20 protein-coding genes are annotated in these 25,771 nt (G+C 57.5%); 3 read left to right on the plus strand and 17 right to left on the minus strand.

Annotation, left to right across the window (positions count from 1 at the left end):
• Positions 1-327: 327 nt before the first annotated feature.
• From DKK67_RS10035 to DKK67_RS10055, 7 genes are all read right to left on the minus strand, one after another.
• A complete protein-coding gene (locus DKK67_RS10035; protein WP_111496211.1) occupies positions 328-1,527 on the minus strand; it encodes an RHS repeat domain-containing protein in 1,200 nt (399 codons plus the stop codon).
• A 420-nt stretch (positions 1,528-1,947) separates the two neighbouring features.
• Positions 1,948-2,391: a hypothetical protein gene (locus DKK67_RS21595; protein ID WP_162628812.1), complete on the minus strand. Its 444-nt coding sequence runs from the start codon at positions 2,389-2,391 to the stop codon at positions 1,948-1,950.
• 9 nt (positions 2,392-2,400) lie between these two features.
• Complete coding sequence (locus DKK67_RS21910) at positions 2,401-3,255, minus strand: RHS repeat domain-containing protein (RefSeq protein WP_322873908.1); 855 nt, start codon at positions 3,253-3,255, stop codon at positions 2,401-2,403.
• 594 nt (positions 3,256-3,849) lie between these two features.
• Entirely contained in the window at positions 3,850-4,197 is a 348-nt protein-coding gene (locus DKK67_RS21600) for a hypothetical protein (RefSeq protein ID WP_162628813.1), read from the minus strand.
• Between the two features lie 5 nt (positions 4,198-4,202).
• Positions 4,203-5,018 carry an RHS repeat domain-containing protein gene (locus DKK67_RS22025; protein WP_204355766.1) on the minus strand — a complete coding sequence of 272 codons (816 nt, stop codon included), beginning with the start codon at positions 5,016-5,018 and terminating at the stop codon, positions 4,203-4,205.
• Between the two features lie 25 nt (positions 5,019-5,043).
• On the minus strand, positions 5,044-7,509 hold the full coding sequence (locus DKK67_RS10050) for a golvesin C-terminal-like domain-containing protein (protein ID WP_111496214.1): 2,466 nt from the start codon (positions 7,507-7,509) through the stop codon (positions 5,044-5,046).
• A gap of 49 nt (positions 7,510-7,558) precedes the next feature.
• Entirely contained in the window at positions 7,559-8,758 is a 1,200-nt protein-coding gene (locus tag DKK67_RS10055; RefSeq protein ID WP_111496215.1) for an RHS repeat domain-containing protein, read from the minus strand.
• A gap of 1,051 nt (positions 8,759-9,809) precedes the next feature.
• Between DKK67_RS10055 and DKK67_RS10060 the strand changes: the two genes are divergently transcribed.
• Complete coding sequence (locus DKK67_RS10060) at positions 9,810-11,387, plus strand: DUF6531 domain-containing protein (protein WP_162628814.1); 1,578 nt, start codon at positions 9,810-9,812, stop codon at positions 11,385-11,387.
• 848 nt (positions 11,388-12,235) lie between these two features.
• Here the strand turns inward: DKK67_RS10060 and DKK67_RS10070 are convergent.
• Positions 12,236-12,622, minus strand: coding sequence for a potassium channel family protein (locus DKK67_RS10070; protein ID WP_162628815.1), 387 nt, complete (start codon positions 12,620-12,622; stop codon positions 12,236-12,238).
• 933 nt (positions 12,623-13,555) lie between these two features.
• Positions 13,556-15,016, minus strand: a complete 1,461-nt coding sequence (locus DKK67_RS10075; protein WP_111496219.1) for a malate:quinone oxidoreductase — start codon at positions 15,014-15,016, stop codon at positions 13,556-13,558.
• A 256-nt stretch (positions 15,017-15,272) separates the two neighbouring features.
• Between DKK67_RS10075 and DKK67_RS10080 the strand changes: the two genes are divergently transcribed.
• On the plus strand, positions 15,273-16,655 hold the full coding sequence (locus DKK67_RS10080) for an L-serine ammonia-lyase (protein WP_111496220.1): 1,383 nt from the start codon (positions 15,273-15,275) through the stop codon (positions 16,653-16,655).
• 36 nt (positions 16,656-16,691) lie between these two features.
• Here the strand turns inward: DKK67_RS10080 and DKK67_RS10085 are convergent, their stop codons facing one another.
• The 6 genes from DKK67_RS10085 to DKK67_RS10110 form a co-directional block, all read right to left on the minus strand.
• Positions 16,692-17,132 (minus strand): ion channel, encoded by a 441-nt coding sequence (locus tag DKK67_RS10085; protein WP_111496221.1) that lies wholly within the window; start codon positions 17,130-17,132, stop codon positions 16,692-16,694.
• Complete coding sequence (locus DKK67_RS10090) at positions 17,126-18,169, minus strand: DUF2955 domain-containing protein (protein ID WP_111496222.1); 1,044 nt, start codon at positions 18,167-18,169, stop codon at positions 17,126-17,128. Before DKK67_RS10090 ends, DKK67_RS10085 begins: the two co-directional genes overlap by 7 nt.
• Before the next feature lie 35 nt (positions 18,170-18,204).
• On the minus strand, positions 18,205-19,401 hold the full coding sequence (locus DKK67_RS10095) for an HlyD family secretion protein (protein WP_111496223.1): 1,197 nt from the start codon (positions 19,399-19,401) through the stop codon (positions 18,205-18,207).
• Positions 19,402-19,418: 17 nt separating this feature from the next.
• Positions 19,419-20,987: an efflux transporter outer membrane subunit gene (locus DKK67_RS10100; RefSeq protein ID WP_111496224.1), complete on the minus strand. Its 1,569-nt coding sequence runs from the start codon at positions 20,985-20,987 to the stop codon at positions 19,419-19,421.
• Positions 20,988-21,041: 54 nt separating this feature from the next.
• A complete protein-coding gene (locus tag DKK67_RS10105) occupies positions 21,042-22,151 on the minus strand; it encodes an AI-2E family transporter (RefSeq protein WP_111496225.1) in 1,110 nt (369 codons plus the stop codon).
• 523 nt (positions 22,152-22,674) lie between these two features.
• Positions 22,675-23,565 (minus strand): LysR family transcriptional regulator, encoded by an 891-nt coding sequence (locus tag DKK67_RS10110; RefSeq protein WP_111496226.1) that lies wholly within the window; start codon positions 23,563-23,565, stop codon positions 22,675-22,677.
• A 121-nt stretch (positions 23,566-23,686) separates the two neighbouring features.
• On the opposite strand from DKK67_RS10110, the gene DKK67_RS10115 reads away from it, so the two are divergent.
• Positions 23,687-24,130 carry a (R)-mandelonitrile lyase gene (locus DKK67_RS10115; protein WP_111496227.1) on the plus strand — a complete coding sequence of 148 codons (444 nt, stop codon included), beginning with the start codon at positions 23,687-23,689 and terminating at the stop codon, positions 24,128-24,130.
• Between the two features lie 148 nt (positions 24,131-24,278).
• On the opposite strand, the gene DKK67_RS10120 is transcribed toward DKK67_RS10115, so the two are convergent.
• Positions 24,279-24,629, minus strand: coding sequence for a cyclophilin-like fold protein (locus DKK67_RS10120; RefSeq protein WP_111496846.1), 351 nt, complete (start codon positions 24,627-24,629; stop codon positions 24,279-24,281).
• Positions 24,630-24,727: 98 nt separating this feature from the next.
• A complete protein-coding gene (locus DKK67_RS10125; protein ID WP_111496228.1) occupies positions 24,728-25,771 on the minus strand; it encodes an XdhC family protein in 1,044 nt (347 codons plus the stop codon).

Here is a 25,771-nt window from a genome sequence, read left to right on the forward strand (position 1 = left end):
CCATCACCTCTATGGTAATCGTAATAACAATGGAACCTCGGATCATTTCTGTACTGAATTACTCGGAAGTTATCGACATAGCCTTTTTTAATTTCCTTGAGCCAATCAAAATAACCCTGACAGGACTCGTAGGGTGTCGGACTTGGATAAGTATAAGTACCTTGGAACTCCCACCAATATGGTTCAGCATGACCGTGCGAAGAAAAGAATGACAAATATAAGGCGCACGCGGCGAAGCAGCATTTTTTCATCGATCGTCTCTATTCATAATCGGTCTGGCCCTAACGCGGACGAATCCAGGAGCAATAAGCTAAAGCAGTTTCAATGTTACGGGGCACAGGTCAGCGGCGAGCCGGTCACATCGCGAGTCGCCTGGTGGGTCTGGTTACCTTCGTCGTCGTAGCAGAACTCCTGGACCCGATCGCCTTGCTCAATACGGATCGGTACGTTGAAGGATGGGTGCCAGGTGGTCTGAATCGTCTGTTCCTCCACGGTGCCCTCGGCCCGGGTTTCCAACGTGACCAGGCCCCGGTCGTTGTACGCGTAGCGGGTGATGAGGCCGTCCCAGTCCGTGGCGGTTTCCACCCGGCCGGCGGCCGTGTAGGTGAACGCCTGACTGGCCGCGGCGCAGTTCTGCGAGGCCTGACCATCGACGCTGGCCACCTTGGTGGAGCCGTTGACGGTGGTGAAGTTGTAGACGCTGTCCTTGCCCAGGGCGTTGGTGACGGTGGTGGTCCCATCGCTGTTGAACTGCAGGTTTGTAGCGTCGGTGCCGTCGCCCAGGGTGTTGCGATGGGTGCGGCCCTGACCGTCGTACTCCCAGGTGGCCAGGGCGTTGCCGTTGTCGAGAATCCCGGTCAAGGCTTCGGGGTAGCGGGTGTCTTCGTAGGCGTAGGTGCGGGCGGTGTCATCGGGGTAGGTGACCTGGTCGAGCATGCCGTTGGCGTCGTAGCTATAACGGAAGGTCAGGGCAGTGCCGTTGTGCGCCAGGACGGCGGACTCGATCGCCTGGGTCGCGGTGTTGTACGTGTAGGTCAGGGTCGCCTGCCGGGTCTGGCTGCTGATCTGGCGCTCGATCGGGTTACCGTCGCTGTCCAGCGTGGTCTCGATCGAAAGCACTTCGCCGTGGAGCTGATCGATCTCGGTGAGCTGACCGGCACTGTCGAAGGTGTACGCCACGCCCGACTTGGCCTGCAGGCGCCAGCCGGACAGCGCACCGGCACTGTCAAAGAGGGCGTCGACAGAGGTAAACGGCGGCTGCTGCCAGGACGTGAACGCGTAGCCGGCGCCGTCCGTGCCCCTGAAGACATAGCGCACCCCGCCGGTCCAGTTGACGGCGTAGCTGATCTGGCCGTCGTCACCGTACTCCCTGGTGCGCTTCTCGATCGTCTGGGTGTAGGGGAAAAACCACTGGCCCTGACCGAGGGCTTCGGGATCCGGGCCCACCGTGTAGAGGTAGCGCCGCTCCAGGGTCAGGCCGCCGGCGGAGGCATCGGTCTCGGTCTGGTAGTTGTTGCCGTTGCGCACGTCGATGGGGTCGCCGACCGTGGACGCACAGGATGGCTTTTCGTCCGTGACGCACTCGCCGAGATCCGGGTCAAACTGACCCCCGCTGGGGCACCGGTTTCCGTCACAAATCGCACGTCGAATGACAGCGGTATCACGGTAGCAATAGTAAGAGGTTATCCCGCTGGTATAAGCTCTGTAGAACTCTGGAGTGTAAGGACTGCATGCACTCACAGCATCTGGAAAAAAACCGCGATCATTGCACGCAGCATACCCACATGATCTTTTCTTACAGATATTCTCGGCTTGCGCGCACGAACTAATGAGCAGAAATGCTATCCCGGTTACTGCAATTCGCATTACAAACGCTGAAATCGAGGTCGTTCTCGTGCGCATATACACTTCATCCTTGAAACTTCAGTTGCCTTTGCTCGTCAAATTTTATTCACATTCTTTACAATAGTGATTAACGGCCTTGAAAATCAATTTCCCCGTTTTTCTTGGCAAAAAAATCCGACCACAATCAATGCCATGAACAGTTATCTCCACCCAGCTTGAACCAAGCAAAAACCTTTTCCTACACGCACCAATGTGCCTAACGTTGACTCCCACATCCTTAATGAAGAGATTAAAAGGAAAAAGATAGCTGATGATCAACTTATTCTGGACAATGCCAACGCGAGTCACCCCTATGAATAGCGTAGAAGGTTTTTCTTTTTGTTTTACTACAACAGGGCACCAAGAAGTTGATGCTTTGTCTTGACCGCTTAGCTCAAAGGAAAATTTTTGAACCAGGACGCGCCAAAACCCTTTTGATAAAACTCTGTGTATCGCAAACAAAACCAAAGACACAATGAATGCAACAAAGACAAAATCAATTAGCATGCAAGACCTCTAATTGAGCAGATCAAACGTGGCTTTGCCTAACCAGCGTCCGATATCACCTAAAATGCTATTGCTATACAAAGTATCCGTATAGGTTCCAGTAATTCCAACTTCAGGAGAACCAACAGAAAGAGCTAGCCCACCCTCAAGAACACCACTTTGTATAGAGGCAGAGAAATACTCGAGTTGTTCGCAACTATCCTCTTCGTATTCAGTAGAGATAGGTCCGTTGACAGCCCCTCCAACAAACCAAGCGGAACCAGAAGCAGAAATCCCGTAGTTCTCTAAGTCGTAGATGTCATTCGGAAACCCATAGACCAAGTTGGCAAATGCCCCGCCTGCCGCTCCGAGCCCCGCTCCAATCTCCCTTGTCCTTTGCACCCCGAAATTACCTCGCGTATCTAGCAAAATCTGAATGCTGTACGAGCCTTTTACTCCATAAACACCACTCAAGCCGACGTTAATGCCGTAGACGTCTAAACCAAAAAGGTCTTTAAGGCGCAGAGGGTTGCTCAAAGCGTAAACGTAAGTATTATCGCCTCCGGCTAATCCAATTGGATCACTTTCAATGTATCTCCCAGTGTTGGGGTCATAATCCCGGTGGTAGTTGTAGCGATAACCTGTTTCTCTGTCGAGATACTGCCCAGGAAACCCAAGTCGTGCGGCGCTCGCTGAAACCTCAGGCTCAACGGAACTGCCAAACGGGAGCCGCTCCTGCTTCCAAATAACCGCCTGGTTCTCGTCGGTCGTGGCGACAGGAGAGCCCAACTGATCACTGTGGATAAAGTACATCTGCGCGGATTGACCAAACGAAGGCAGCATCAAAGCCGCAAGCATCACCAGTTGAATTCTTAACGTTTTCATACCCATTCCGCTGTGGAGGTGTGTGATGAAGCTCCATGCTTTCTACTTTCCAGTGGTTGGATCAATTCTCTGAGACGCAAGGCCCCTGCGCATTCGCCCTAGACTGGATGTGCTATAAGTCTCGCGATTATTCAAGGCTTCATTGCTTTTAATGATAATAAGACGCCCCTCACCAACATATATTTTATTCTAATTTAAAACGGAATCTCGCCTACTAAAAGAGCATACGCACTAGCCGCGGCGAGCACGGCAGAAAACAAAAATCGAACCATGAAAGCAGGAAAGTTATTGCGAGCCGAGAAAGTATGCCCCCAGAAAGATATCTCTCCTGTTAGTACTGCGCGACAAACATCAACCAAATACATTATTAGGAGCCCCCCCTCCACCTGCTCGGACGGCAAACTGCAGCGAAATCACACCACTTTGATAAGCAAACAAAGATAAAATACCCACTATGATTGCTACAAAGTAAGAGGCGACTAATATGCTGTTGATCATTTCAAGCTTCTCTGAATCAGAACTATTTATAAAAAATTAATCTCGGATTATATCAATCACCGTTGCTGCAGCATACCTAAGCAAAAAAATATATAGTTAATTGTTTTTCAGCACCAACAAAGACACCAAGCATAGAGCACTTAGCAGCGCGGTATAATGGAAAACACTTTTTGATAAGACAATTATTTTGCCGAGTTTCTCGATTTCCTGGGAACCACTTTTTTTATGAGCTCCAATTTTTAAAAAATCATCATAGAGAGGAGTGTTTCTCATTAGAATCGTTGCAACCCCATAAGGATTTCCCAGTTTCTTCATAACGGTTGGCGCGTAAATTTTCATTTTACTTGCCAACAATATCCCACAAACCACATAAGAAAATAATGCAACTCCAGATACCACTACCACCAAAGCGAAAATCACGTCTACAAAATCATAAAGGCTCATCTTAATTACCATATTCTATAATCTGGAAGTATTTTGATTTTATAAGTCTCTTGAGATTCTAGCTGTCCTGTAAAACCTCCTATACCAGGCCCTCTCCGGCCCGTAGCTCCCGAAATCTCACCGCCTGATGTCGACAAGCCACCCGCAAATCCGAACGCACCTTTAACTTTGATTGGGCTAGTCAAGCCTCCCGCCACTCCTCTCACATAGTCCCGAGAAGCAGTTGATTCCAGCAGCTTAGTGTCGTCAGGCATCAACTCACCACTTCCTATGGCAGCTTCACCACCCACCGCATAAAAATAGCCGGTGCCTGAAAGTTCCTGATGTGTCAAAACACAATACAAACCGTCTCCATCTGAAGCGAGAGCGAAGCTCGTACTGGTTCCTTCCCCTTCGGTAATGAAAGTCAAATTGACACCAATGCTGTCCCACCAAAGACCATAAATATCGAAGCTTAAAATCGGGTTACTTGTAACGTAGGCATATGTGTTTTGGCCTGCATGCAGGCCTACAGGATCGCTTTCGATATAGCGCCCTATTGCTGGATCGTAATCTCGGTAATAGTTGTAATGGTAATTTGTTTCTCTATCGAGATACTGCCCAGGAAACCCAATTCGTGGGGCGCTCGCTGAAACCTCAGGCTCAACGGAACTGCCAAACGGGAGCCGCTCCTGCTTCCAAATAACCGCCTGGTTCTGGTCGGTCGTGGCGACAGGAGAGCCCAACTGATCACTGTGGATGAAGTACATCTGCGCGGATTGACCAAACGAAGGCAGCATCAAAGCCGCAAGCATCACCAGTAGAATTCTTAACGTTTTCATACCCATTCCCTTTGCGCGTTTCGAATTACGAGCCGGTCTTTTCAACTTTGATCGCGTCAGCGATCACGGTGTCGTCCGCATCATTGGTCAGTTGGATATCAACGCCCGGCCCCAGCGAGTAGGATCCCAGCGCTTGCCATTGCCCACCGTTCGACCGCTGATCAACCACGGCCTGGTGCTGGGTGCCGTCATAGCTGATTGTGTAGGTGGCATCGGAGGCCCGGTTAGCGTGGGAGGTCCAACGCGCATACACGGTGTAGGTCGCTTCCTCGGACAGGCTGGGCTGCCAGTGGAATACGTTGGATCCGTCGCCATCGAGGCTGTATAGATAGCCGTCCCCGTAGTACCCGGGCTGGGTACTCGATGGAGTCCAGGTGCCGGTACTGGAGGTCGCGCTATCGGCGTTGTCGATAATCAGGTCTTCAGACGAGCCACCGGCATCCGCTTCAATGAGCGCAACCGGGGTGTCATTCAGGTAGATGTACTCCCGGAGCAATTGGCCGTCGGCGGCGCTCTCAGCCAGCAAGTGCCCGGCTTGATCGTAGTTGAAGTGCAGGTTCGCGGCCGGATCGGTGGCCACTTTCACGACCCGTTGCCCCAGGGCGTTGTGCAGGTACAGGGCGGTGGTTTCGCCGCCGCTTTGCACTTCGTTCAGGCGGTTTTGCTGGTTGTACACAAGATCCAGCGTTTGGTCGGGCCGCGCATCCTGAACGGTGTTGCCGGCGGCATCGTAGCTGAAACCGCGTTCCGAGACGCTGCCGTTGTCGTCGGTCGTGACGTTGAGCAACCGATGACTGTCGGTGGCGTAGGTGTAGGTTTCGTCGATGAGGCTGCTGCCATCGGTGATGTTCCGTGTCAGGCGGTTGCCATTGGCGTCATAGCTGTAGTCGATTTGTCCGTAGTCGCCGATCGCCTGGGTGAGCCGGGACATGGGGTCGTAGCTGAAGGTCTGGCTTTGGTCCGGATCCAACGCATCGGTGATGCCCACGATGTTACCAATGCCGTCGTACGCGTACGTGCGGGACAGTACGGCACTGTCCTGACCGGTCAGCTCGTAGTCCTGGTTGTAGGTCAACTGGCGTGAGATGCCGTTGCCGTAGGTATAGCCTTTGACAGGCCCGAAAGGCAGATGGTTAATCTCCGACAAGACGGTCTGGGCAGTGCCTTCGCCGGCGGCCACGGTGGTGATCTGTTCAAGCCGGTCCTCGCTGTCGTAGAGGTAGTTCACCACCCGTCCGCTGGGGTAGGTGAGGGCAGCCAGGTTCCCGGAAGCCGTGTAGGCGTACTGGACCGTGTAGGTCTGGTCCTCGATGATCCGCTGTTCCTGAACCACGCGGCCGAGGGCATCGTAACGGAAGAGGGTTTGTCCGGTCTGATCGACGATACCGGTCAGACGGCCCACGCCGAAGTTGCCGTTTGTCGTGTCGTCGTATTGATAGGCGATGTTCTCACCAGGATTGTCTGGGTATTGAACCGAGGTGACGCGGTTAAGGGCATCATATTCGTACAGCGTCTCGACACCGCGGGCATCAACCCGACGGGTCACGTTGCCGGCGTTGTCGTATTCGAACGAGGTGGTCCCGGTATCGGGGCTGGTGAGTGCCGTCACATCGCCGGCAAAGTTGTACTCGTACTGCGTGGTGAGGCCTTTGGCATCGGTCACCGACGTCAGGTTGTCCTCGGCGTCGTAGGTGAAGGTAATTTGACCCTGCAGCGGATCGGTCACGCGACTGAGCCGGTCCAGGGCGTCATAGGCCCGCTGGGTCTCCTGGGAGTTGGCGTCGATCACTGAGGTCAGATTGGAGTTCACGTCGTAGCTGTAGCGCGTGGTGTCGCCATCGGCCTGGATGCTGCGGATCAGTCGCCCGAGCTCATCGAACGCCTGGGTGTGCGCCTTGGCTACAACCCCGGACGCGTCCTCGATGGTCTGGGCGGTCACGTTGCCCATGGCGTCGTATTCCATCTCGACCGAACCGACCGAGGCAATGGTGATGGACGTGAGGCGCCGCGCGGCGTCGTAGGTGTAGCTGAGCACCTGCCCCCCGGGATCGGTTACTGCGATCAGTTGGCCGACAGGGTCGTATTCGTAGGTCCATTCGAGGGTCCCCGACCCTGTCGCGATCGTGCGGGACGTGATGTTGCCGCGCCAATCGTAGGTGAGGTCGGTAACGACGCCATTGGCATCCGTGATTTGCCGAGGCAAACCCAATGCCGAATAATCCGCATACCGGGTCATATGGCCCAGGGCGTCCTCTCGGGAGATCAGGTTGTTGCTGCTGTCGTAGCCGTAGGTGGTGACGTCATTGACGCCCACGCGGGGCCCGTCAACGGTCTCCAACTGGCCACTGTCGGTGTAGGTATAGTTCCAGGTCCGTTCAGCCAGGGCTTGGTGACTGGCTAGCGCTAGCATGGGGGCAACGGCTAACGTCAGGGCCCGTATTCCGGCCTTGCAGTCGATGGATCCGGTCATTCTTATGGCGCGCACGGTCATCCTTTTCTCCTTTTTGAATCCTTTCGCGTCCGATCCCAGGCGTCATTGATTACAACGCGCAGCTGAGGGCTGGGGCGGTGGCGTCGCGAGTCGCCTGGTGGGTCTGGTTACCTTCGTCGTCGTAGCAGAACTCCTGGACCCGATCGCCTTGCTCAATACGGATCGGTACGTTGAAGGATGGGTGCCAGGTGGTCTGAATCGTCTGTTCCTCCACGGTGCCCTCGGCCCGGGTTTCCAACGTGACCAGGCCCCGGTCGTTGTACGCGTAGCGGGTGATGAGGCCGTCCCAGTCCGTGGCGGTTTCCACCCGGCCGGCGGCCGTGTAGGTGAACGCCTGACTGGCCGCGGCGCAGTTCTGCGAGGCCTGACCATCGACGCTGGCCACCTTGGTGGAGCCGTTGACGGTGGTGAAGTTGTAGACGCTGTCCTTGCCCAGGGCGTTGGTGACGGTGGTGGTCCCATCGCTGTTGAACTGCAGGTTTGTAGCGTCGGTGCCGTCGCCCAGGGTGTTGCGATGGGTGCGGCCCTGACCGTCGTACTCCCAGGTGGCCAGGGCGTTGCCGTTGTCGAGAATCCCGGTCAAGGCTTCGGGGTAGCGGGTGTCTTCGTAGGCGTAGGTGCGGGCGGTGTCATCGGGGTAGGTGACCTGGTCGAGCATGCCGTTGGCGTCGTAGCTATAACGGAAGGTCAGGGCAGTGCCGTTGTGCGCCAGGACGGCGGACTCGATCGCCTGGGTCGCGGTGTTGTACGTGTAGGTCAGGGTCGCCTGCCGGGTCTGGCTGCTGATCTGGCGCTCGATCGGGTTACCGTCGCTGTCCAGCGTGGTCTCGATCGAAAGCACTTCGCCGTGGAGCTGATCGATCTCGGTGAGCTGACCGGCACTGTCGAAGGTGTACGCCACGCCCGACTTGGCCTGCAGGCGCCAGCCGGACAGCGCACCGGCACTGTCAAAGAGGGCGTCGACAGAGGTAAACGGCGGCTGCTGCCAGGACGTGAACGCGTAGCCGGCGCCGTCCGTGCCCCTGAAGACATAGCGCACCCCGCCGGTCCAGTTGACGGCGTAGCTGATCTGGCCGTCGTCACCGTACTCCCTGGTGCGCTTCTCGATCGTCTGGGTGTAGGGGAAAAACCACTGGCCCTGACCGAGGGCTTCGGGATCCGGGCCCACCGTGTAGAGGTAGCGCCGCTCCAGGGTCAGGCCGCCGGCGGAGGCATCGGTCTCGGTCTGGTAGTTGTTGCCGTTGCGCACGTCGATGGGGTCGCCGACCGTGGACGCACAGGATGGCTTTTCGTCCGTGACGCACTCGCCGAGATCCGGGTCAAACTGACCCCCGCTGGGGCACCGGTTTCCGTCACAGTAAGCCTCACGAATAGCGACACTATTTCGAAAGCAAGTATATTGAACTGTGCCGTCAGATGTCGTTTGATAATACTGTGGAGTATTGGGGCTGCAAGCGGCGACTGCAGTCGAGAAGAATCCACCGCTGGAGCAAGAGTACCCACAATACCGCTTCTCACAAACGTTTACTGCCTGGGCGGCTGAACTCATCAGCAGAAATACAATCCCGGCCAGCCGGGTCCCGGCTACTGCAATTCGCCTTACAAACGCTGAAATCGAGGGCGCTCTCTTACGCATACATACTTCTTCCCTGAATCTTCAGTTACCTTTGCTCGTCACATCCCGACTGAGCACTCTTCCTTAAAGTGTAGTAACAGGAGTTAACGTTCCAATAGGCTTGATATTTTGACCACCACGCACTGATGGCTATCGCGATCGACGGGGCCCCAGAAACGCTATACGGGTAGCCGGTAGGCACCGAATAGGGAGCTCCGTATTCGGGAGGCACTTCTTTTACTCGTGCACTCGCGCAATTGAATAGGACTAGGAGAGTCCCGGCGAGGAGGGCTTTGCCAAGGTTACACGAACCAAGGCGATGGTGCTTTGATGGCATGTCGCATCATCCCTGAATGAAGGTCGCAATTCCGTTGCGACTACTGCATGGATCGAAAGCTGTTCATGCTTCCGAAGAAGACGCTACACGAATGTTAAATTTTTGCAAGTTATCGCAAAGAATGCGTACAGCGGATTCGATACACAGTGCAGCGGTAGAGCAAAGTTGTGCGAAAGCAAACTGATCGGCAGGATCATTACCATGAACGTAGATGCTCATTTCAGCAACAATCTCAATGGGCGCATGCGTTAACAAGCTGATGGACAAGGGAGAGACTTAACCTTTAATTTTATAAGGCCAAACGACTAACTCGTCGCACCACATCTACTTCAGCGTCAAGGAATGACAATGTTATTTTGTAACGCAAGCCGAATATTTCTAGCCCTTTCTTTCTCACTTATGCTCTTCGAACCTGTGCACGCAGATACGTATGCAACAGGCATTGATTACGAGCATCAAAACTGCAAAGGAGACAGCTATCCCTACGGATATTATGGCCCTGAGAAATTTCCCGATTACCCTGTAAAAATTGTTCAAAAGGGTCAGGCTATGGGCGCCTATACGGGTGCTTCAAATTGCATGGAGTTTAAGTATCGTGCATGTCCTGCAGGAACAAAACTAGATTATCTTAACAGGTATGGAACGCCTTACTGCATTAAAGAGGATTGCTGGGGTGACTCCTGTGTAGAAAACCCTGACAGGAACCTTGGGAAACCTGATTACTGCACTTCGAGCGCGAGCATTAACCCATCAAATGGCAATGTATTCAAGCGTGTTACTGATTTTTCATCCCCTGAACTCAAAGAGTTTAATTTTGAGTGGACCTATAACAGCAAATCTCCGCAAGGAGCTGGGGCATATGTGACTAAACAGACCATGGGATCTCATAGACTTCATTCTTTTGATCGGTCAGCCTGGGTGAACCGAGCAATTGGTCAAGCAGTTGTTCTGAGACCTGACGGTAAAACGCTGATTTTCAAAAAAACCGGAGTAGACGGCTGGCAGCCGCCAAAAGGTGTAACTAGCACGCTGCGCCCCGCTTCCGATATTACGGGCGATGATGACGGGTATGAATACATAGATCAAAATGGAAACCGTGAATATTATTACTTTAATGGATCTTTAGCCAAAATTGTACGCCGAGACGGCACTTCAATTAATATGATTTATCGCCGAAGCAATCATGTTTATCTCGAGAGAGCAGAGAAGAGCACGGGCGAATTTTTGGAGTTCGAATACGAAGCCCGAAGCGGCTCTTCCAGCCGCTTAAGATCGGTGACCACATCTTCAGGTCAAGTGTTTACGTATAGCTATGATGGAAACGACAACCTTTCATCGGTATCGACCTCTCCAGCTGAGGCGAGCGAGACTTTTACGGTTCAATATCTATATGAGAATGAAAAACTCCCCCATGCAATAACGGGAGTAAAAGATGAAAATGGCAACACAATCAGGACGTGGAGTTATGATGAACAGGGTCGCGCTATAGGCACAGAAAATGCAGATGGAACAGGTCAAACAACAGTCCAATATAATCAAGAAAGCTCTACTACCGTTACTAATGCATTAGGTCTCCCCACTATTTACTCTTTTGAAGAATTTGACGGAAAGCTATTGCCGTCGAAAATTGTGGGAGAGTCAACATCTACCTGTCCATCATCCAGCTTTTCATCGTCCTACAATGACAGTGGTTTTCTCGTTAGTTCGGTTGATCGAGAAGGTAATGTCACAGAATACGAGCGTGACTCGCGCGGGAGAGAAACATCTCGAAAAGAGGGGGTAGGTTCTAATATTGAGCGAATCACTAAAACTGAGTGGAATGATCAGTTCAATAAGCCGGCGAGGATTTTGAAGAAAGATGCCATTGTTCAGTTCGAGTATGATAAAAACGGAAATATAGTAAAAAGAAGCGAGATGGCCCGTTAGGGCCTCGTAGTCGTTGCGAGAGAATAGAAAAGCACATCGATCTCTATGACACGGAAGCCAATGCGCAAACCTAACTTTACATCAGTTCAGCTCGCTTTTCCGCTGTTTTTCGGGGGGATTACCGGACGTCTTCGATAGCGGGTCAGCAAAATTAGCGAAGTTAGCAACCGGTGATGGAAAGATTGTGTATTTTAATCAGGACACTAAGGGATGGACTCGTCCGGCGAATGCGAGCTTGTCTCTGGACTCGTTAGCGGATAATGCTGGCTATATTGTGAGTTCGCCCAACGGTACTCGGACGACATACTCGGCCCTAGGCCTGCCGGTATCAAAAGAAATGAGCTACGGACGTACGCTCACATACTCATACAAGGATGATCAGCTGACTCAGATTTCGGATCAGAGCGGCCGAAAAATATCGATTGAGCATAATGGGCGTGGCTTCATCTCATCCATCACCGTGGGTGGGGGACTCCAGTGGGTTTACGATTATGATGAGTTAAATAGGCTTATCCAGGTAACAAATCCGGATAACACAGCCGTGCAGTATGCCTATGACGATGATCGCCATCCTTATGCCCTCACGCGAGTGATAGATGAGCGTGGAATAGAACTAGAATCCAATACATATGACAGCCAGGGTCGCATCGGAGATAGTCATTCTGGATTAGGGAACCAGCGAGGTCTAGAAACCAAGAGAACCGAGGGGCACGGATCAGACTCAGTCCGAGTCATCTCGACAATCTGGAAAGATGACATAGAACAACCCTCGTTGCAGGTAAAGCCCAAAAGCATCGAACGCTTCGAGTACGATTCAGACGGCCGGTTGCTAAGGCGCACTGAGATGCCTAGCGATTAGAATCATGCCGACTATCAGGACCGCAAACGTAAAAAAGCCTTCCGGCCACAGTGATCGGGTAGAAGTCACCGTAACTGACCGTCGTTAGTGTGGCGACAGCCCACCAAAAGCAGTCAAAAATGGACCCGAAGGCTCGAAGCTGAGCAGGATGCTCGAAGTAGTAAATGCCACCGGCGACCAGATACAGGAGTATGACGCTCGCCAGGGTAAACAAGACCTGCTTCTTTTTAGCCCTCAACACGGCTCCAGTGAAACGACGCAACGCCTGGCTGTAGCGGGTGAGCTTTAGCAACCGCAGCTCAGCGGGTGAGGAGGCCAGGATGGCGGTCTTGCCAGGGGCTACGCCCGTCGCCTGATACGGGAGCTGGCGCTTCAACCGAGGTTCATGATTGTTCCGACGCTGCGCTGTGAGCATAGAGGCAATATGGCGGGTAGCGCCGTCTCGCTATCACTAACATTTTCACACTCTCTGAGTGGTTGAGCCAACTTTAAAACCGCGTGTAAGAAAGGGCACCGAATGTTGGCCGTTTTGAGGCAAATGGCCAGAACGAAGGGCTGGACACGAAACGCAGAAATTTGGTGAACCAAAATGAACACCGCACATCATTTAACATAATATACATTATGCGCAGTTAATGTGGGCAGCCACAGTTCGATAGGAAACTAATAACGCACATCCCACCGCGCCCTGGATATCGCCAACCCGCCCGACGTGATTCTCGTTAGTCCTGCGTCATTCGCTTTTCGTTTTTCACTTTGCTGATCGCTTGTCGCATTTCCTTCGTGCTCGCGACGACGATTGCCCGACCAACTGGGTTGGCATCCTGACCGCGAGGTTTTGATCGCTGCGTCTGAACTCACGCCGAGCGTCCACACTCCGTTTTTCCACTGGTAGCATTCAGCCCTTCGAATGGTGTCCCGCTGTTTTGTTCGTGACGCCGGCCTGGTGGCCAGAGTTTGCGCAAGCTGAGCGTTACGGCCGCTCACTGGTCACGACGTGCCTTTAAATAAAGCGCGACGCACCGACCTCACGGTTCACCAGCTGTGCTGTTTAGTTCAGGCCGTCGTTCGGCACGTTTTCGAACACAGTCGCGTGCTGTCGCGCCATTGGGCGGTATCTCATTCGGTACGCCGAAAGACTTGCGATTCCTTGATCAAAACGGCAGGCGATCAAACAAATCGACACCACAGAAATAATCTATAAAGTCTTAATATACAGACTACTATAGAGCATTCTTTATAAAATACGTTAAAATGTCATTTGTACGGATTTTATACTTCCTTTCGTGTCGACAACGTTTTATACCGCTTAATCTGCGGTTCTCTTTATACCTAGCGTCCCGTTGACCGAATCCCGGATTTCCCGATAGCGATCGGGCTCATTGATGAGCGTTTCCAGGTTATCTTCGGGGAAGATCTCCTTCAGTGTCGCCTGCGCGCTCTCTTTCGACACAACCCCGGGCAGCAACTGCTCCAGGCAACGCAGCATCACCTCGGGTGATACCGAAGCACCGGGCGAGGCGCCGAGCAATGTGCCATAGGTCTTGTCGCTGGAGACGAGAATTTCGGTCCCCATCTGCAGGTCGCCGTCCCGGATGATCTGCACGCGCTGCCCTGCCTCGACCGGCTTCCAGTTGAATTTCCGGCTCAGACCGGGAGCGAAACTCTCCAGCTCTTCGAACATGCTCTTTTTGCCTTTGAAGGTTTCAGAGACCAGGTACTTCACCAGTGGGAAATGCTCGATGGCGACGCTGAGCAAGCCCGGGATGTCGTGGATGCGCATCGACCGGAGGTAATCGCCAAAACCGCGGCCTTTTTCCAGAACCGGTTTGAAGGACGCGAACGGGCCGAACAGCAGGTAATGCCGGCCCTCCGACACCCGCAGGTCCAGATGCGGTACCGACATGGGTGGCGCCCCCACCTTGGCCTTACCGTAGGTCTTGGCGCGGTACTGGTCGGCCTGCTCTTCGGTGATCTCGGCCTGCAGGAAGCGGCCGCCCACCGGAAATCCCGCGAAACGATTCCGGAACGGGAGGTGGCTTCTCTTCAACAGCGGGAAAGCGCCGCCACCGGCGCCAACAAACAGCACGTCGGCCTTGTGCCGAACGGCATCGCCGCCCTTCTCTGTCTCAATCAGCCAGCTTCCCGATGGGCTTCGATGGACCCGCTTCACGTGGGTGCCGTACTCGATCTTTACCCTAAGCTCATTCACGGCATAAGCCGCCATCTGCTCCGTGAGCGAGCCGAAATTGACGTCGGTGCCGGTTTCTATGACGGTCGCCGCCATTTTCTCCTCGCGGGAGCGTCCTTCCATCAGGTAGGGAATCCAGCTTTTAATCTGGTCGAAGTCTTCGGAAAACTGCATCTGTTCAAAGAAATGATGAGCGGACATCTCGTTGAAACGGAGCCTGAGTTCTTCGATGGCCGGTTCAGGCACAATGGTGCAATGCTTGGTCTGGTTGATGAAGGACTTCGGATCCTGGATTGCGCCCTTCCTGATCAGGTATGCCCAGAACTGTTTGGCCACGTTGAACTGGGCGTGGATCTTGAGCGCTTTCTCAACCGAGATCACCTCTTCATCCACGGGGGTATAGTTGAGCTCGCAGTTGGCCTCGTGTCCGGTGCCGGCGTTGTTGAACACCCAGGAGTTTCCGGCCCCAGGGCCGTCCAGCCTTTCCAGAATTGTGATATCCAGCTCGGGTGCCAGCGATTTCGCCAAAGTGGCAAACGTGGTTCCCATAATCCCTGCACCAATGATGATCACATTCATAACTGTCTACCCGTCCGTTTCACGATGTCTGAGTTCTGCACGCAAAGTGTTGAAAAGAACCTATCATGGTTCAGGCCGGGACGGAAAACCCGCCCATCGAATTCAGACAGTTGGCGGCCCCTCGCGGCATTCATGTCGCAAATCCATGCTTCCAGGTCGTGCCGGAGCGGATCGAACGAGGGATTTCGACCTATCATCCCTGTAACACCAAAGATTTCGATCGTTCCGGTTCCAGCACAACGTACGGAGGACCGCCATGGCCATCAGCCTTTTCGATATGCTGAAAATCGGTATCGGCCCGTCCAGCTCCCACACCGTGGGGCCCATGGCGGCGGCGCGACGCTTTGCGCGTGGGCTGGAGAAAGACGGGCTACTCCCGGATGTGGCCCGCGTGCACATTCAACTGTTTGGCTCCCTGGGGGCAACCGGCAAAGGGCACGGCACCGGGCCAGCGGTGCTGATGGGTTTGGAGGGGCACCAGCCGGACCGGATCGACCCGGCCATGTTGGCCCCAAGGGTGGCTGACATCCGGGATGAAGAGCGACTCAACCTCTGCGGCAAGCACGTCATCGAATTCATCGAAGCCCGCGATCTGGTCTACCACCGCAAGGCATCCCTTCCGTATCACCCCAACGGCATGCGGTTCTCGGCCAGCGATGGCAGCGGTAACCTCATGATCGAGCGCACCTACTATTCCGTGGGCGGCGGTTTTGTCGTCGATGACAGCGCCGCGGGAGCCGATCGCATTGTCGAGGACCAAACCCCCTTGCCCTACCCGTTCAAAACGGCGGCGGCGTTGATCGAACAATGCGACACCCACGGCCTGTCCATCGCGGACATCATGTTGGCCAACGAACAGGTTTGGCGGTCCGAGTCGGCGATCCGCGAAGGCATACTCACGATCTGGGCCGTCATGCAGGAGTGCGTGCAGAACGGCATTCGTCATGAAGGCACGCTGCCCGGGGGCCTGAAAGTCAAACGACGGGCTGCATCGCTCTATGCACTGCTCATGTCGGCTGACCGGAAGGACCTGATTTCTCCATCGCTGAGCGCCATGGACTGGGTCAACCTCTACGCCCTCGCCGTCAACGAGGAGAACGCCGCCGGAGGACGCATGGTGACTGCTCCCACCAACGGCGCTGCCGGGATCATTCCCGCTGTGTTGCACTACTACTGGCACTGGTGCCCGGAAGCGGACGAGGACGGCATCGTGCGCTTCCTGCTGACGGCGGCGGCCATCGGCATTCTGTTCAAGGAGAATGCGTCCATATCAGGCGCCGAGGTAGGCTGCCAGGGGGAAGTGGGCTCGGCCTGCGCCATGGCGGCCGCCGGTCTGGCTGCGTCGACCGGTGGGACGACCCGGCAGATCGAGAACGCCGCCGAGATCGGCATGGAGCACCACCTCGGCCTGACCTGCGACCCGGTCGGCGGGCTGGTCCAGGTTCCGTGCATCGAACGCAACGCCGTGGGCGCCGTGCAGGCGATCAATGCTGCGGTGATGGCATTACGCGGTAACGGAGAACACTGCGTCTCCCTCGATAAAGTCATCCGGACCATGCGCGAGACCGGCCGCGACATGCTCGACAAGTACAAGGAAACCTCTCGCGGCGGCCTGGCCGTCAACGTCATAGAATGCTGACGCGCACCGCGCGTTCTATCCGAGGGCAAGGGACCTTCAGGGCGCCCCAACCCGCCGGCTGCGCATGACCTTGAAGGTGTCCTGGAAAGTCCACAGCAGCGCTGAGGTGGACACCCCGACCATGACAATGCCATTCAGTGACTCCAGTGGGCCGAGCAGCCGCCACCGTTCGGACATGACCATATCGCCGTAGCCCAGGGTCGCGAAGTTGACGCCGGAGTGATAGAACGCGGTGGCGTAATCGTCGAATTCGCCCAGGTCGTAGAACAGCCAGCCCCAGACACCGATCTGGGCGAGGTTACCCAGCACCAGCAACACCATCACTGCCATCAGCAACAGCAGCCGCGCCCCGATCCGGGGACTTTCCAGCCAGGCGTGATGGCCGATATAGAAACGCAGGGCGGCGATCAGCAGCGCACACTGGAACAGCAGGCACAGCAGCATCACCGTCATACCCACCATCAGATTGATCAGCATAAGGGCTCCTGGTTCGAGGTTGGTAAACGCCGCCGCATGCGCTCGATCAGGCGCGCGGCGAACCAGGCGTAGACCGAAAGCGCAATGAACAGGCTCATGCGCACGGCAAAGGCCCTGTACGGGTCCTTACCATTGAGGGTGTCCTGCACGGCGGGCCCCACCAGGATAAACAGGGTCACCATAGCGTTCTGCCAGAAGCCGGGGCTGAACCGGGTCGTGCCCGGAACCAGCATCCGCCGGCACACGAACAGACTCACCAAAAGCGTCGCCAGGAAGAAAACCCAGAGATTGGGCCGAATCTGCAGCACCCCCCAAACCAGCACCGCGAGCCCCCCGCCGGCAAGGGTGCTGCCCAGCAGTTCGTTGCCCGCTTTGTGCAAATCGGTCTCCGAGGTCTGTTGGCCCAGGGACACCGATTTCATGATCATAGGCACGTACATCGCAGGGTTGGTCAAGGCCAGCAGGTAAACGGGGAATACCAAGACGGTGGTCCGCAGGGCCACGTTCCGTCCCGTCTCGCGCCCCTGCGATTGCGGCTCAGGCGCCGCGGACGTTGCTGCCGGCCTGGAAGGCAGCGGAAGCCAGGGAAACACCAGCCACTGGCAAACGATGGCGATGAATACGCCGCTCAGTATGGCATCCACCATCGTCAGGGCGGCGGTGAAGCTGAGGGTTCCCACGCAGGAAATCAGCGTCATCCCGGCCATAAAGAAAATGCCCGGCAACGCTTTGCCCAGGTTCACCAGCAAATGGGCGCTCAGGTAGATGCCCAGCACCACCAGCAGTAGGCCGGTCAGTGGGTAGTATTCCAGCAGCGGGATCAGCAGCAGGCCACAGCCCAGGGTGATCCCGATCAGCAACATCAACCCCACCAGCCCTTTCAGGCCGATGGGCCGGTCGGATGCGAGCGCCAGCAGGAAGGCGAACAGTGGCGCGATAAAGGGCAGCTCCAGTTGCGCGCCATAGGCAATCGCCAGCGCCAGGGCCGTCACCAGACTCACGCGCCAGCTGCGTCTCGAAGCTGGGGAAACGGGCATGGCCAAGCCTCCTCTGTTAACAGACGTGGAAAAAGTTAATAGACGTAGGAAAAAACGCTCATCATGCGGATATACAGCCGGCCCAGCGGGTTCAGCAGACTGTTGTCGTCGGTGTAGGTCACCACCGTGGCCTGCCCGCCAACCCGCACCAGCGTCGGCAATTCGGGATGCTGGGATTCGTCGAACCGGATCACCACCGGGAAGCGCTGTGCCTGGCGCAACCAGTCGCGGTCGTTCTCAATGCTGGGCAGGGCTCCGGGCGGCGGCGGCCGGCCGGCACTCACGCCGAGGCCAACGCTCTCCACCTCGCCATCGAACACGGCCCCGGGCATGGCGTCGAACAGGATCTCCACCGCCTGCCCGGCACGGACGTAGCGCAGGTTGTTCTCGGTGTACTCGGCGTTGATCCAGACGTTGTGGCTGGCCAGCAAGGTGGCCACCGGCGTACCCATCCCCGCGAAGTTGCCCACGTCGGTGCGCAGGTCGGTGATGCGACCGGCGATGGGCGCGGTCATCTCGGTGTTTTTCAGGTCCAGTTCAGCTTTGTCCACGGCGCTCTGGGCCGCGCGCAACAGCGCGTTGTCCTGGTCGTCATCACCGCCTTTTTGCAGAATCGCGCCCTCGATATCCGCCCTGGCCTTATCCACCCTCGCCTCGGCCGATTCCAGCGACGCCTGGGAGATTTCCAGGCGCCGGACAGAGATGGTGCCGGGATCGTCCTGGTACATGCGCCGCAGTCGGGAATAATCTTTTTCGGCCTTCACCCGATCCGCCAAAGCCGCCTCCAGAGCCGCCCGGGCCGACTGCACCGTGGCGTCACCCGCCGCCACCTGGTTCAGGGTGGAATCCAACTGGGACTGGGCCGCCTGCAGCGCAATCCGGTACTGGCTGCTGTCGATCCGGAACAGGGGCTGACCTGCGGACACCGCCTGGTTGTTGTCCACCAGCACCGCCTCGACAATGCCGGAAACCTGCGGCGCAATGCCTACCACGTAGCTCTCGATACGAGCCTGGGTGGTGTACGGGGTATAGCGGTCGGCCAGCAGATACCACAGGAACGACAGCGCCAGCAGGAACAGGACAATCAACTCCCCGGTGTGGCTACCGCCCTGCTCCTGTACCGGCGCCGCTTGCGCTTCCCTGTCTCTGGTGGGCTCGGTTTCCGGCGATTCGGGTGGCTGTGTCGACTGCGCGGACACGGTATCCCGGTCATCGTTTGGTGAGCTACTCATGACGCGTTGCGCTCCTGTTAGGGGTTATCCGATGCCGTGGCGCCCGCTCCGGCCGCATTGCCTTCGGCTAGCCAGTCGGATTCCACCGGGATTGGCGCGATCAGCAGGTTGCTCCAGTCACTCCGCTGTTCCATCTCGTCGCGGATGGATTGCGGCAGGTAGTCCGCGACGGGCATGTCCGTCCAGCCGCCACCGAGGGCCCGGTAAAGAGCGATCACCGCGCTGATCTGCTGGCCGCGGTCGATGATGTTACGTTCCGACTGGGTCTCCAGGGCCCGCTGGGCGTCGAGCACTCGCTGGAAATCGGCGTAGCCTTCCTGATAGCGGGAAGTCGCCAGTTTCAGCGAACGCTCGGCCGCGGCCAGGGCCTGGCGGGTGAATTGCAGCTTCGCGTGATTCTTGACGATGGCGGTCACCGCGTCGTCCACCTCGCCGGCGGCCCGCAAGAGGCTCAGGTGATAGTTCTCGATCAGCTGTTGCAGGCGCGCGTCCTGTACCCTGACGTTGTTGGTGAAGCGGTTGTAGTTAAGCAGGTTCCAACTGAGAGACGGACCGGCGCTGATGGTGCGAATGGTTTCGCTGGCAGGCAGACCGGCATCCTGCCAGCCGAGCGTGCCGAACAGTGAAATGGACGGGTACTTGTCCGCCTCGGCGACGCCGATCTGCGAGGTCTGGGCGGCGATCTGGTAGGCCGCGACACGGATATCGGGGCGGCGAATCAGCAGCCCGGCCGGGATGTCGGCGATGGTCTCGGGCTTGATCTCCGGCAGTGCTGGCAACTCGCCGGTCATTTCCTCTATTGCCCCCGGCGGACGGGCCAGCAGCAGCCCCAGGCTGTTACGGATGCGGACCAGCAGCAGCTCCAGGTCCGGAATCGTGGACAGGGTGCGCATGTACTGGGCCTTGGCCTGCTGCAGATCCAGCTCGGAACTCTCCCCGCTTTCGAACATCTGCGACGTGATCTCGAAACTGCGACGCTGTAATCGGGCGTTCTGCCCGGCGATGGCGATGCGTTCCTGAGTGATGCGGTACTGGTAGTAGAAATCCGCCAACTGCGCGACCAGCAGTACTTGCGCATCCTGCTGATTGGCCACGGAGGCGAAGAAGGCGGCGTCCGCGGTTTCGATGCTACGACGAAACCGGCCCCAGAAATCGATTTCCCAACCTATGAACACGCTCGCCTGGTAGCTGGTGAAGGTGTCGCTGTCGCCGCTGCTGGTCTGGCTGGGGCGACGCTCGGTGTAAGCGCCGCTGGCGTCGAGCGTTTGCGCTTGCGGATAACGCAGGCTGCCGGCAATGGCCAGTTGCGCCCGGCTTTCCATTACCCGTAGGCCGGCCACGTGAAGGGAAATGTTGTCCCGCCGCAGGATGCCGATCAGGCGCTCCAGCACCGGATCTTCAAACAGGCGCCACCAGAAGGCCAGTTCAGCTTCCGACAGGCTCGCCTCTTGCAACGAGTCGCCGTAGCCGGGCTGCCACTGTTCCAGCCACGCTGACGGCGGTCGCCGGTAATCCGGCCCCAGCGTGGTGCAGGCGCCGAGCAGCACCAGCGCGCAAACGGGCAGGATTCGCGGCACCCGCGTCATGACATTGGCGTCTGGCGGACGGTGCAGTTCGGATTCATCACGAGTATCCCGAACTCAGGGCGCCGGCGGCGTCTTTTCCAGGTCCCGTCTGGCCAGTCCGCGATCCACCCAGGCCATGAAAAGCTGGTAGCCGACCGCCAGACCGACAGCGCCGATAAACAGGCCGATGAAACCCGCGGTGAACATGCCGCCCAGGGCCCCCATCAGGATCACCGGCATGGGGGCATCCACACCGCGCCCCAGCAGCAGGGGTTTGAGGACGTTATCGGACAGCCCGGCGATGAAAAGGTAGACGGTGAACACCACATTGACCACCACGCTGTTGTCGCTGCCCATCCACATCCAGGCCACCACCGGCAGGAAAACCACCGCGGCCGGGATCTGCAGAATACCCAGCATCAGTGTGATGATGGCCAGCAGGCCGGCGGCGGGCACGCCCGCGAACATGAACCCCACGCCCAGCAGCACGGACTGGATAAACGCGACGCCCAGCACCCCGACGGCGACCGAGCGTACCGTGGCAATGCAGAGCGTGAGTATCCCGGGGCCGTTGTCGCCGGCCAATCGGAGGAATATCCGCTCCATGGCGTTATGCCCCGATTTACCGTAGCCCATCATGATGCCGGCGATGATCAGCGCCCCCAGAAACAGGAACGCCGCCCCCACCGCCGATCGGGCGCCGGCAACGACCTTTCGGGCCACTTCCCCGAAATGCGGCTGCAGGCTTTCGATAAACCCGGCGGTGTCGGTGGCCGCAAACTGCCAGCTGGCGTAGACCCGCTCACCCACCACCGGCCAATCGGCTACGCTTTCCTCCGGCGGCGGAATGGCCAGCGCGTCATTTTCAACCCGGTCCCTGACCTCGAATACGCCGTTGACGAAGGACGTGGTCAGTCCCGCCGCCGGAATGCCGAGAATCAGCACCAGCCCGAGAACCAACACCGTAGCCGCCCGGCCGTCCCTGCCACCCATCCTGCGGGCCAGTCTCTGGTGCAACGGATAGAGCGCGATGGCCAGGATCAGGGCCCAGATCAGAATGCTCCAGAAAGGCCCCATGATACGGTCGCACAGCACGACCAGGACGACGATCAGACCGAACCGGATCAGCAGGTCCAGGCCGTCGTGCGATAGGATTTTTCTTATAACGCCTGTATCGGTAGACATAGCTTTGTCCCGTTGAGAAAACGCTTGGGTCCACTGCGGCGGCGAAAACCGTCGTCGACCAGCCGTTACCAGTGGAAACGGACACCCAGTGACGGGCCCACTTCGATGCCTGCACGGTCGTGCCGTAGGCCGGTGGCGCGGAAATCAGGGTAAGCGGATCGTGCAACGACTGGTCGAGCTGGTGATGCAGGCGGCAGCGCTCCATGAGCCCATCCGCCTTGTTCGGACAGAACAGCTTCGTCCTGAGGATTGGCGAGTATCGCAGCATGGGCCGTCCCTTTTAGCTCATTTCCCATGGGGGCGAGCAACCGCGCCCCTCACGCGCAGACAGCGACCACACTTGCGTTATTTATAGTTGCAAAAAGCAAGCGACTTTAAAAGTAAAACACGCCGCTTTGAGTGCCGCTCACAGAACGATTGCTGCTATGGGCTGCCCGACCCATACCGAGTTGGTATTCAGTGGCACGAGAGGTCGGCGTGGCTCGGGTGTCAGCGGTTAATCGGCGATCCGGCCGGTCCGGCTTCAGCGCAGACGCAAAGCGTCCAGTACCACGCTGAATGCCGCCGTGTGTTGTCGGCGACTGGGGTAATAGAGGTGATAACCCTCGAATGGCTCGGACCACTCCTGCAGTACTTCCTGCAACTCTCCGCGGTCGAGGTGCTTCTGGACCAGGCCCTGCGGCAACTGGGCCAGCCCCACACCCTCAAGGCTGGCCTGGAGGATCTGCAGCACGCTGTTCATGATCAACGGCCCACTGACCCTGACCCGGAACTCCCTCTCACCGCTACCGAACTCCCATGGATAGAGGCCGCCCTGTGTCGGCAGGCGCAGATTGATGCAACGATGCGCCGTCAATGCCTCAGGGTTTGCAGGGGCGGAATACCGCTTCAGGTAGCCGGGTGACGCCACGGTGACCAGCCGCATGGGTGGCGCAATCGGTATCGCGATCATATCCGCGGCGATCACACCTCCCACCCGGACCCCGGCATCAAAACGCTCAGAGACGATGTCCGTCAGACCGTAATCCGTCACCAGTTCGATGGTGAGTTCGGGGTAAGTGTCGAGCAGCGGCCGGAGTTTTGGCCAGAGGACATAGCGCGCGGCGACTTCATCCGCCGTGATGCGAACCGTACCGGCCGGGCGCTCCCGGTAATCGGTGACGGCGGTGACGTGCTCATCGATTTCTGCCAGCAGCGGCGCGACCGAGCGCCATAGCCTATCCCCGGCCTCGGTACGGGTCACGCTCCGGGTGGTTCGAGTCAGCAAACGGACCCCAAGCCGCTCCTCAAGCCCACGCACCGTCTGACTCACCGCCGATGGCGAGACGCCTAGATGGGCCGCTGCACGCGTGAAATTGCCCTCACGTCCCACGGTGACAAAAACCGCGAGATCATCCAGATGATGGGTCGCCATTATTAAGCTCCGCTTAACGCTTCATTCAGCATTAGATATCTAATCGATTTAATCGGGGCTTGCTACCTTTCTATTGTCGTATCGATCCGATCTCACACCGTCCGCTCAAGGAGCGTTTATCATGAGCACGTCCGACAACACTTCAGAAGACATGCAAATCCATCGCGCCGGCTCAACCGCGGCCATCAAGGGCCCAGCAGACTGGTTTACCGGCAATGTCCGTATCGACAAGGTTTTCAACGCGCCGGAACCGGCACGCGTCGGTATGGCCGTGGTCAACTTCGAGCCGGGCGCGCGCACCAACTGGCACACTCACCCACTCGGGCAGATTCTTCTGGTCACCGACGGCGTAGGCTGGACACAATGTGAAGGCGGCCCCAAAACCGAAATCCGTCCGGGCGACCTGATCTGGTGTAACTGTGGTCGTCGCCACTGGCATGGCGCCACGGACAAAACGGCCATGCAGCACGTGGCCGTCCAGGAAGCACTCGATGGCAAGCCGGTGGACTGGTTTGAGCCGGTCACGGACGACATCTACCTCGCCGGCCCGGTGAAGAAGGATTAGTTGCGGCCCGACGGTCAAAAAGCGGCCCTTTATGGGCTGCTTTGCGGCGTGTCCGGCGAAACCCGGAGCGCAAGCCAAAGAGAATGAGCGGCGATGGCGCCCAATCCCTCCCGCTCGATTTTTAGTTATCTACTTTTTCCTTTCGCCCCTATTCGACTCTCTCAATCCGCGCAGCCAGCGGGCCGGGTTGCTGCAGCGCATCAATGCTGCCCTCGATCCGGCCCAGAGACACCAGGCCTCTTGCATAGCCGGAATCCCGGTAGAAAATCGCGAGGTTGCCCCAGGGCGCATAGTAAGTGATGTCACCGATGCCTGGATCGTAGCCGTCCGGCGCCTCGTCCGTCGACAGTCGGTCAGGCAGATCGGTCACCTTCTCGATGGCGTGAAAGTCCTCCAGGGACAGATCCAGCGGCAACATCCCGGCGAACTGGCGAGCCGCAGGCGTGTCCTCCAGTAAAGCCGACATCTCCTGGTTTTCGACGATGATGCGTATCTTCATGGCGTTCCCCTTGGGTTCGGAGTCTGCAGCCCAGACGCAGTCCGCCCCCAGTGCCAACACGGCAAGCGCGGTCGCCGTGATCTGCCGAAGCCGGTGGATCATACTGTTGCGGTTCCCGGTGCTTCTCGCCCGCTCACCGGATCGATGCCGGGCCTTTCCCGCTCTCGGCGCGCCGCCCCACCCTGGCGGACGCGCACGATATCTGCCATCACGGCAAGCGCAATTTCCGCCGGGGTCTTGCTGCCAAGCGCCATGCCAATAGGCATGTGGATGCGGTCAATCTGCGCCGGGCTCAATCCGCCTGAGCGCGCCAGGCGTGCTGCCCGGGCCTGGGACGTGCGTTGCGAGCCCATGACGCCGATATAGAACGCCGATGTCTCAACGGCGGCCATCATGGCCAGATCGTCAATCCGGGGATCGTGGGTCAACGCCACGACGGCGGTGGCGTCGTGGCATGCGCCTTCGGATGCAATAAAGAGAGACGGCAAAACCGCCTGGAATTCAACGCCGGAGCCCTCGAAAACGGCGCCCACACCATCGCGCGGGTCGCAGACGATTACCTCGAAACCGAGCGTTTGAGCGAAGCCGGCACAGACCTCCGAGACCGGCGAGACGCCGGCAATAATCAGCCGTGCGACCGGCCCGATACGAATGCGTACACTGTCGCCATCCCGGGTTCGCTCGACCCTTCCTTCCAGGCGCCCTGCCGATTCCAGTGAAACGTTGCCGCTGGACAATTCCACCTGGCGCTCCAGGTCCTGCTGTCCGGCCATGGACGCCAGGATGGCCTGGAGGTGTTCCCGCGTCGACGCTCGGGGTTCCAGGCGCTCAACCAGAACCTCCAGGATACCGCCGCAGGGCAGCCGGACACGTGGCCGGTTGCCCTCGGTCTCATCGCCGTATCGAAGCACGCTGATCGGTTGGTCGAGTTCGCCCTGGCCCAGCCGCTCGAGAAAGTCTTCCTCGACACATCCGCCGGAGAGCGAGCCAACGTGCCGGCCGTCGCTTCGGGCCACCATCATCGAGCCAGGCTCGCGTGGCGATGACCCAAACGTCGCTAGCACGGTGCAGAGCCATAGAGACCCGCCTTCCTCGAGCCATTGCACGCCCTGCTCGATCACCTGGCGATCCAGTGGCTTCAT

It is taken from the genome of Marinobacter bohaiensis (assembly GCF_003258515.1).
In the GTDB taxonomy this organism is placed as follows: Bacteria; Pseudomonadota; Gammaproteobacteria; order Pseudomonadales; family Oleiphilaceae; genus Marinobacter_A; species Marinobacter_A bohaiensis.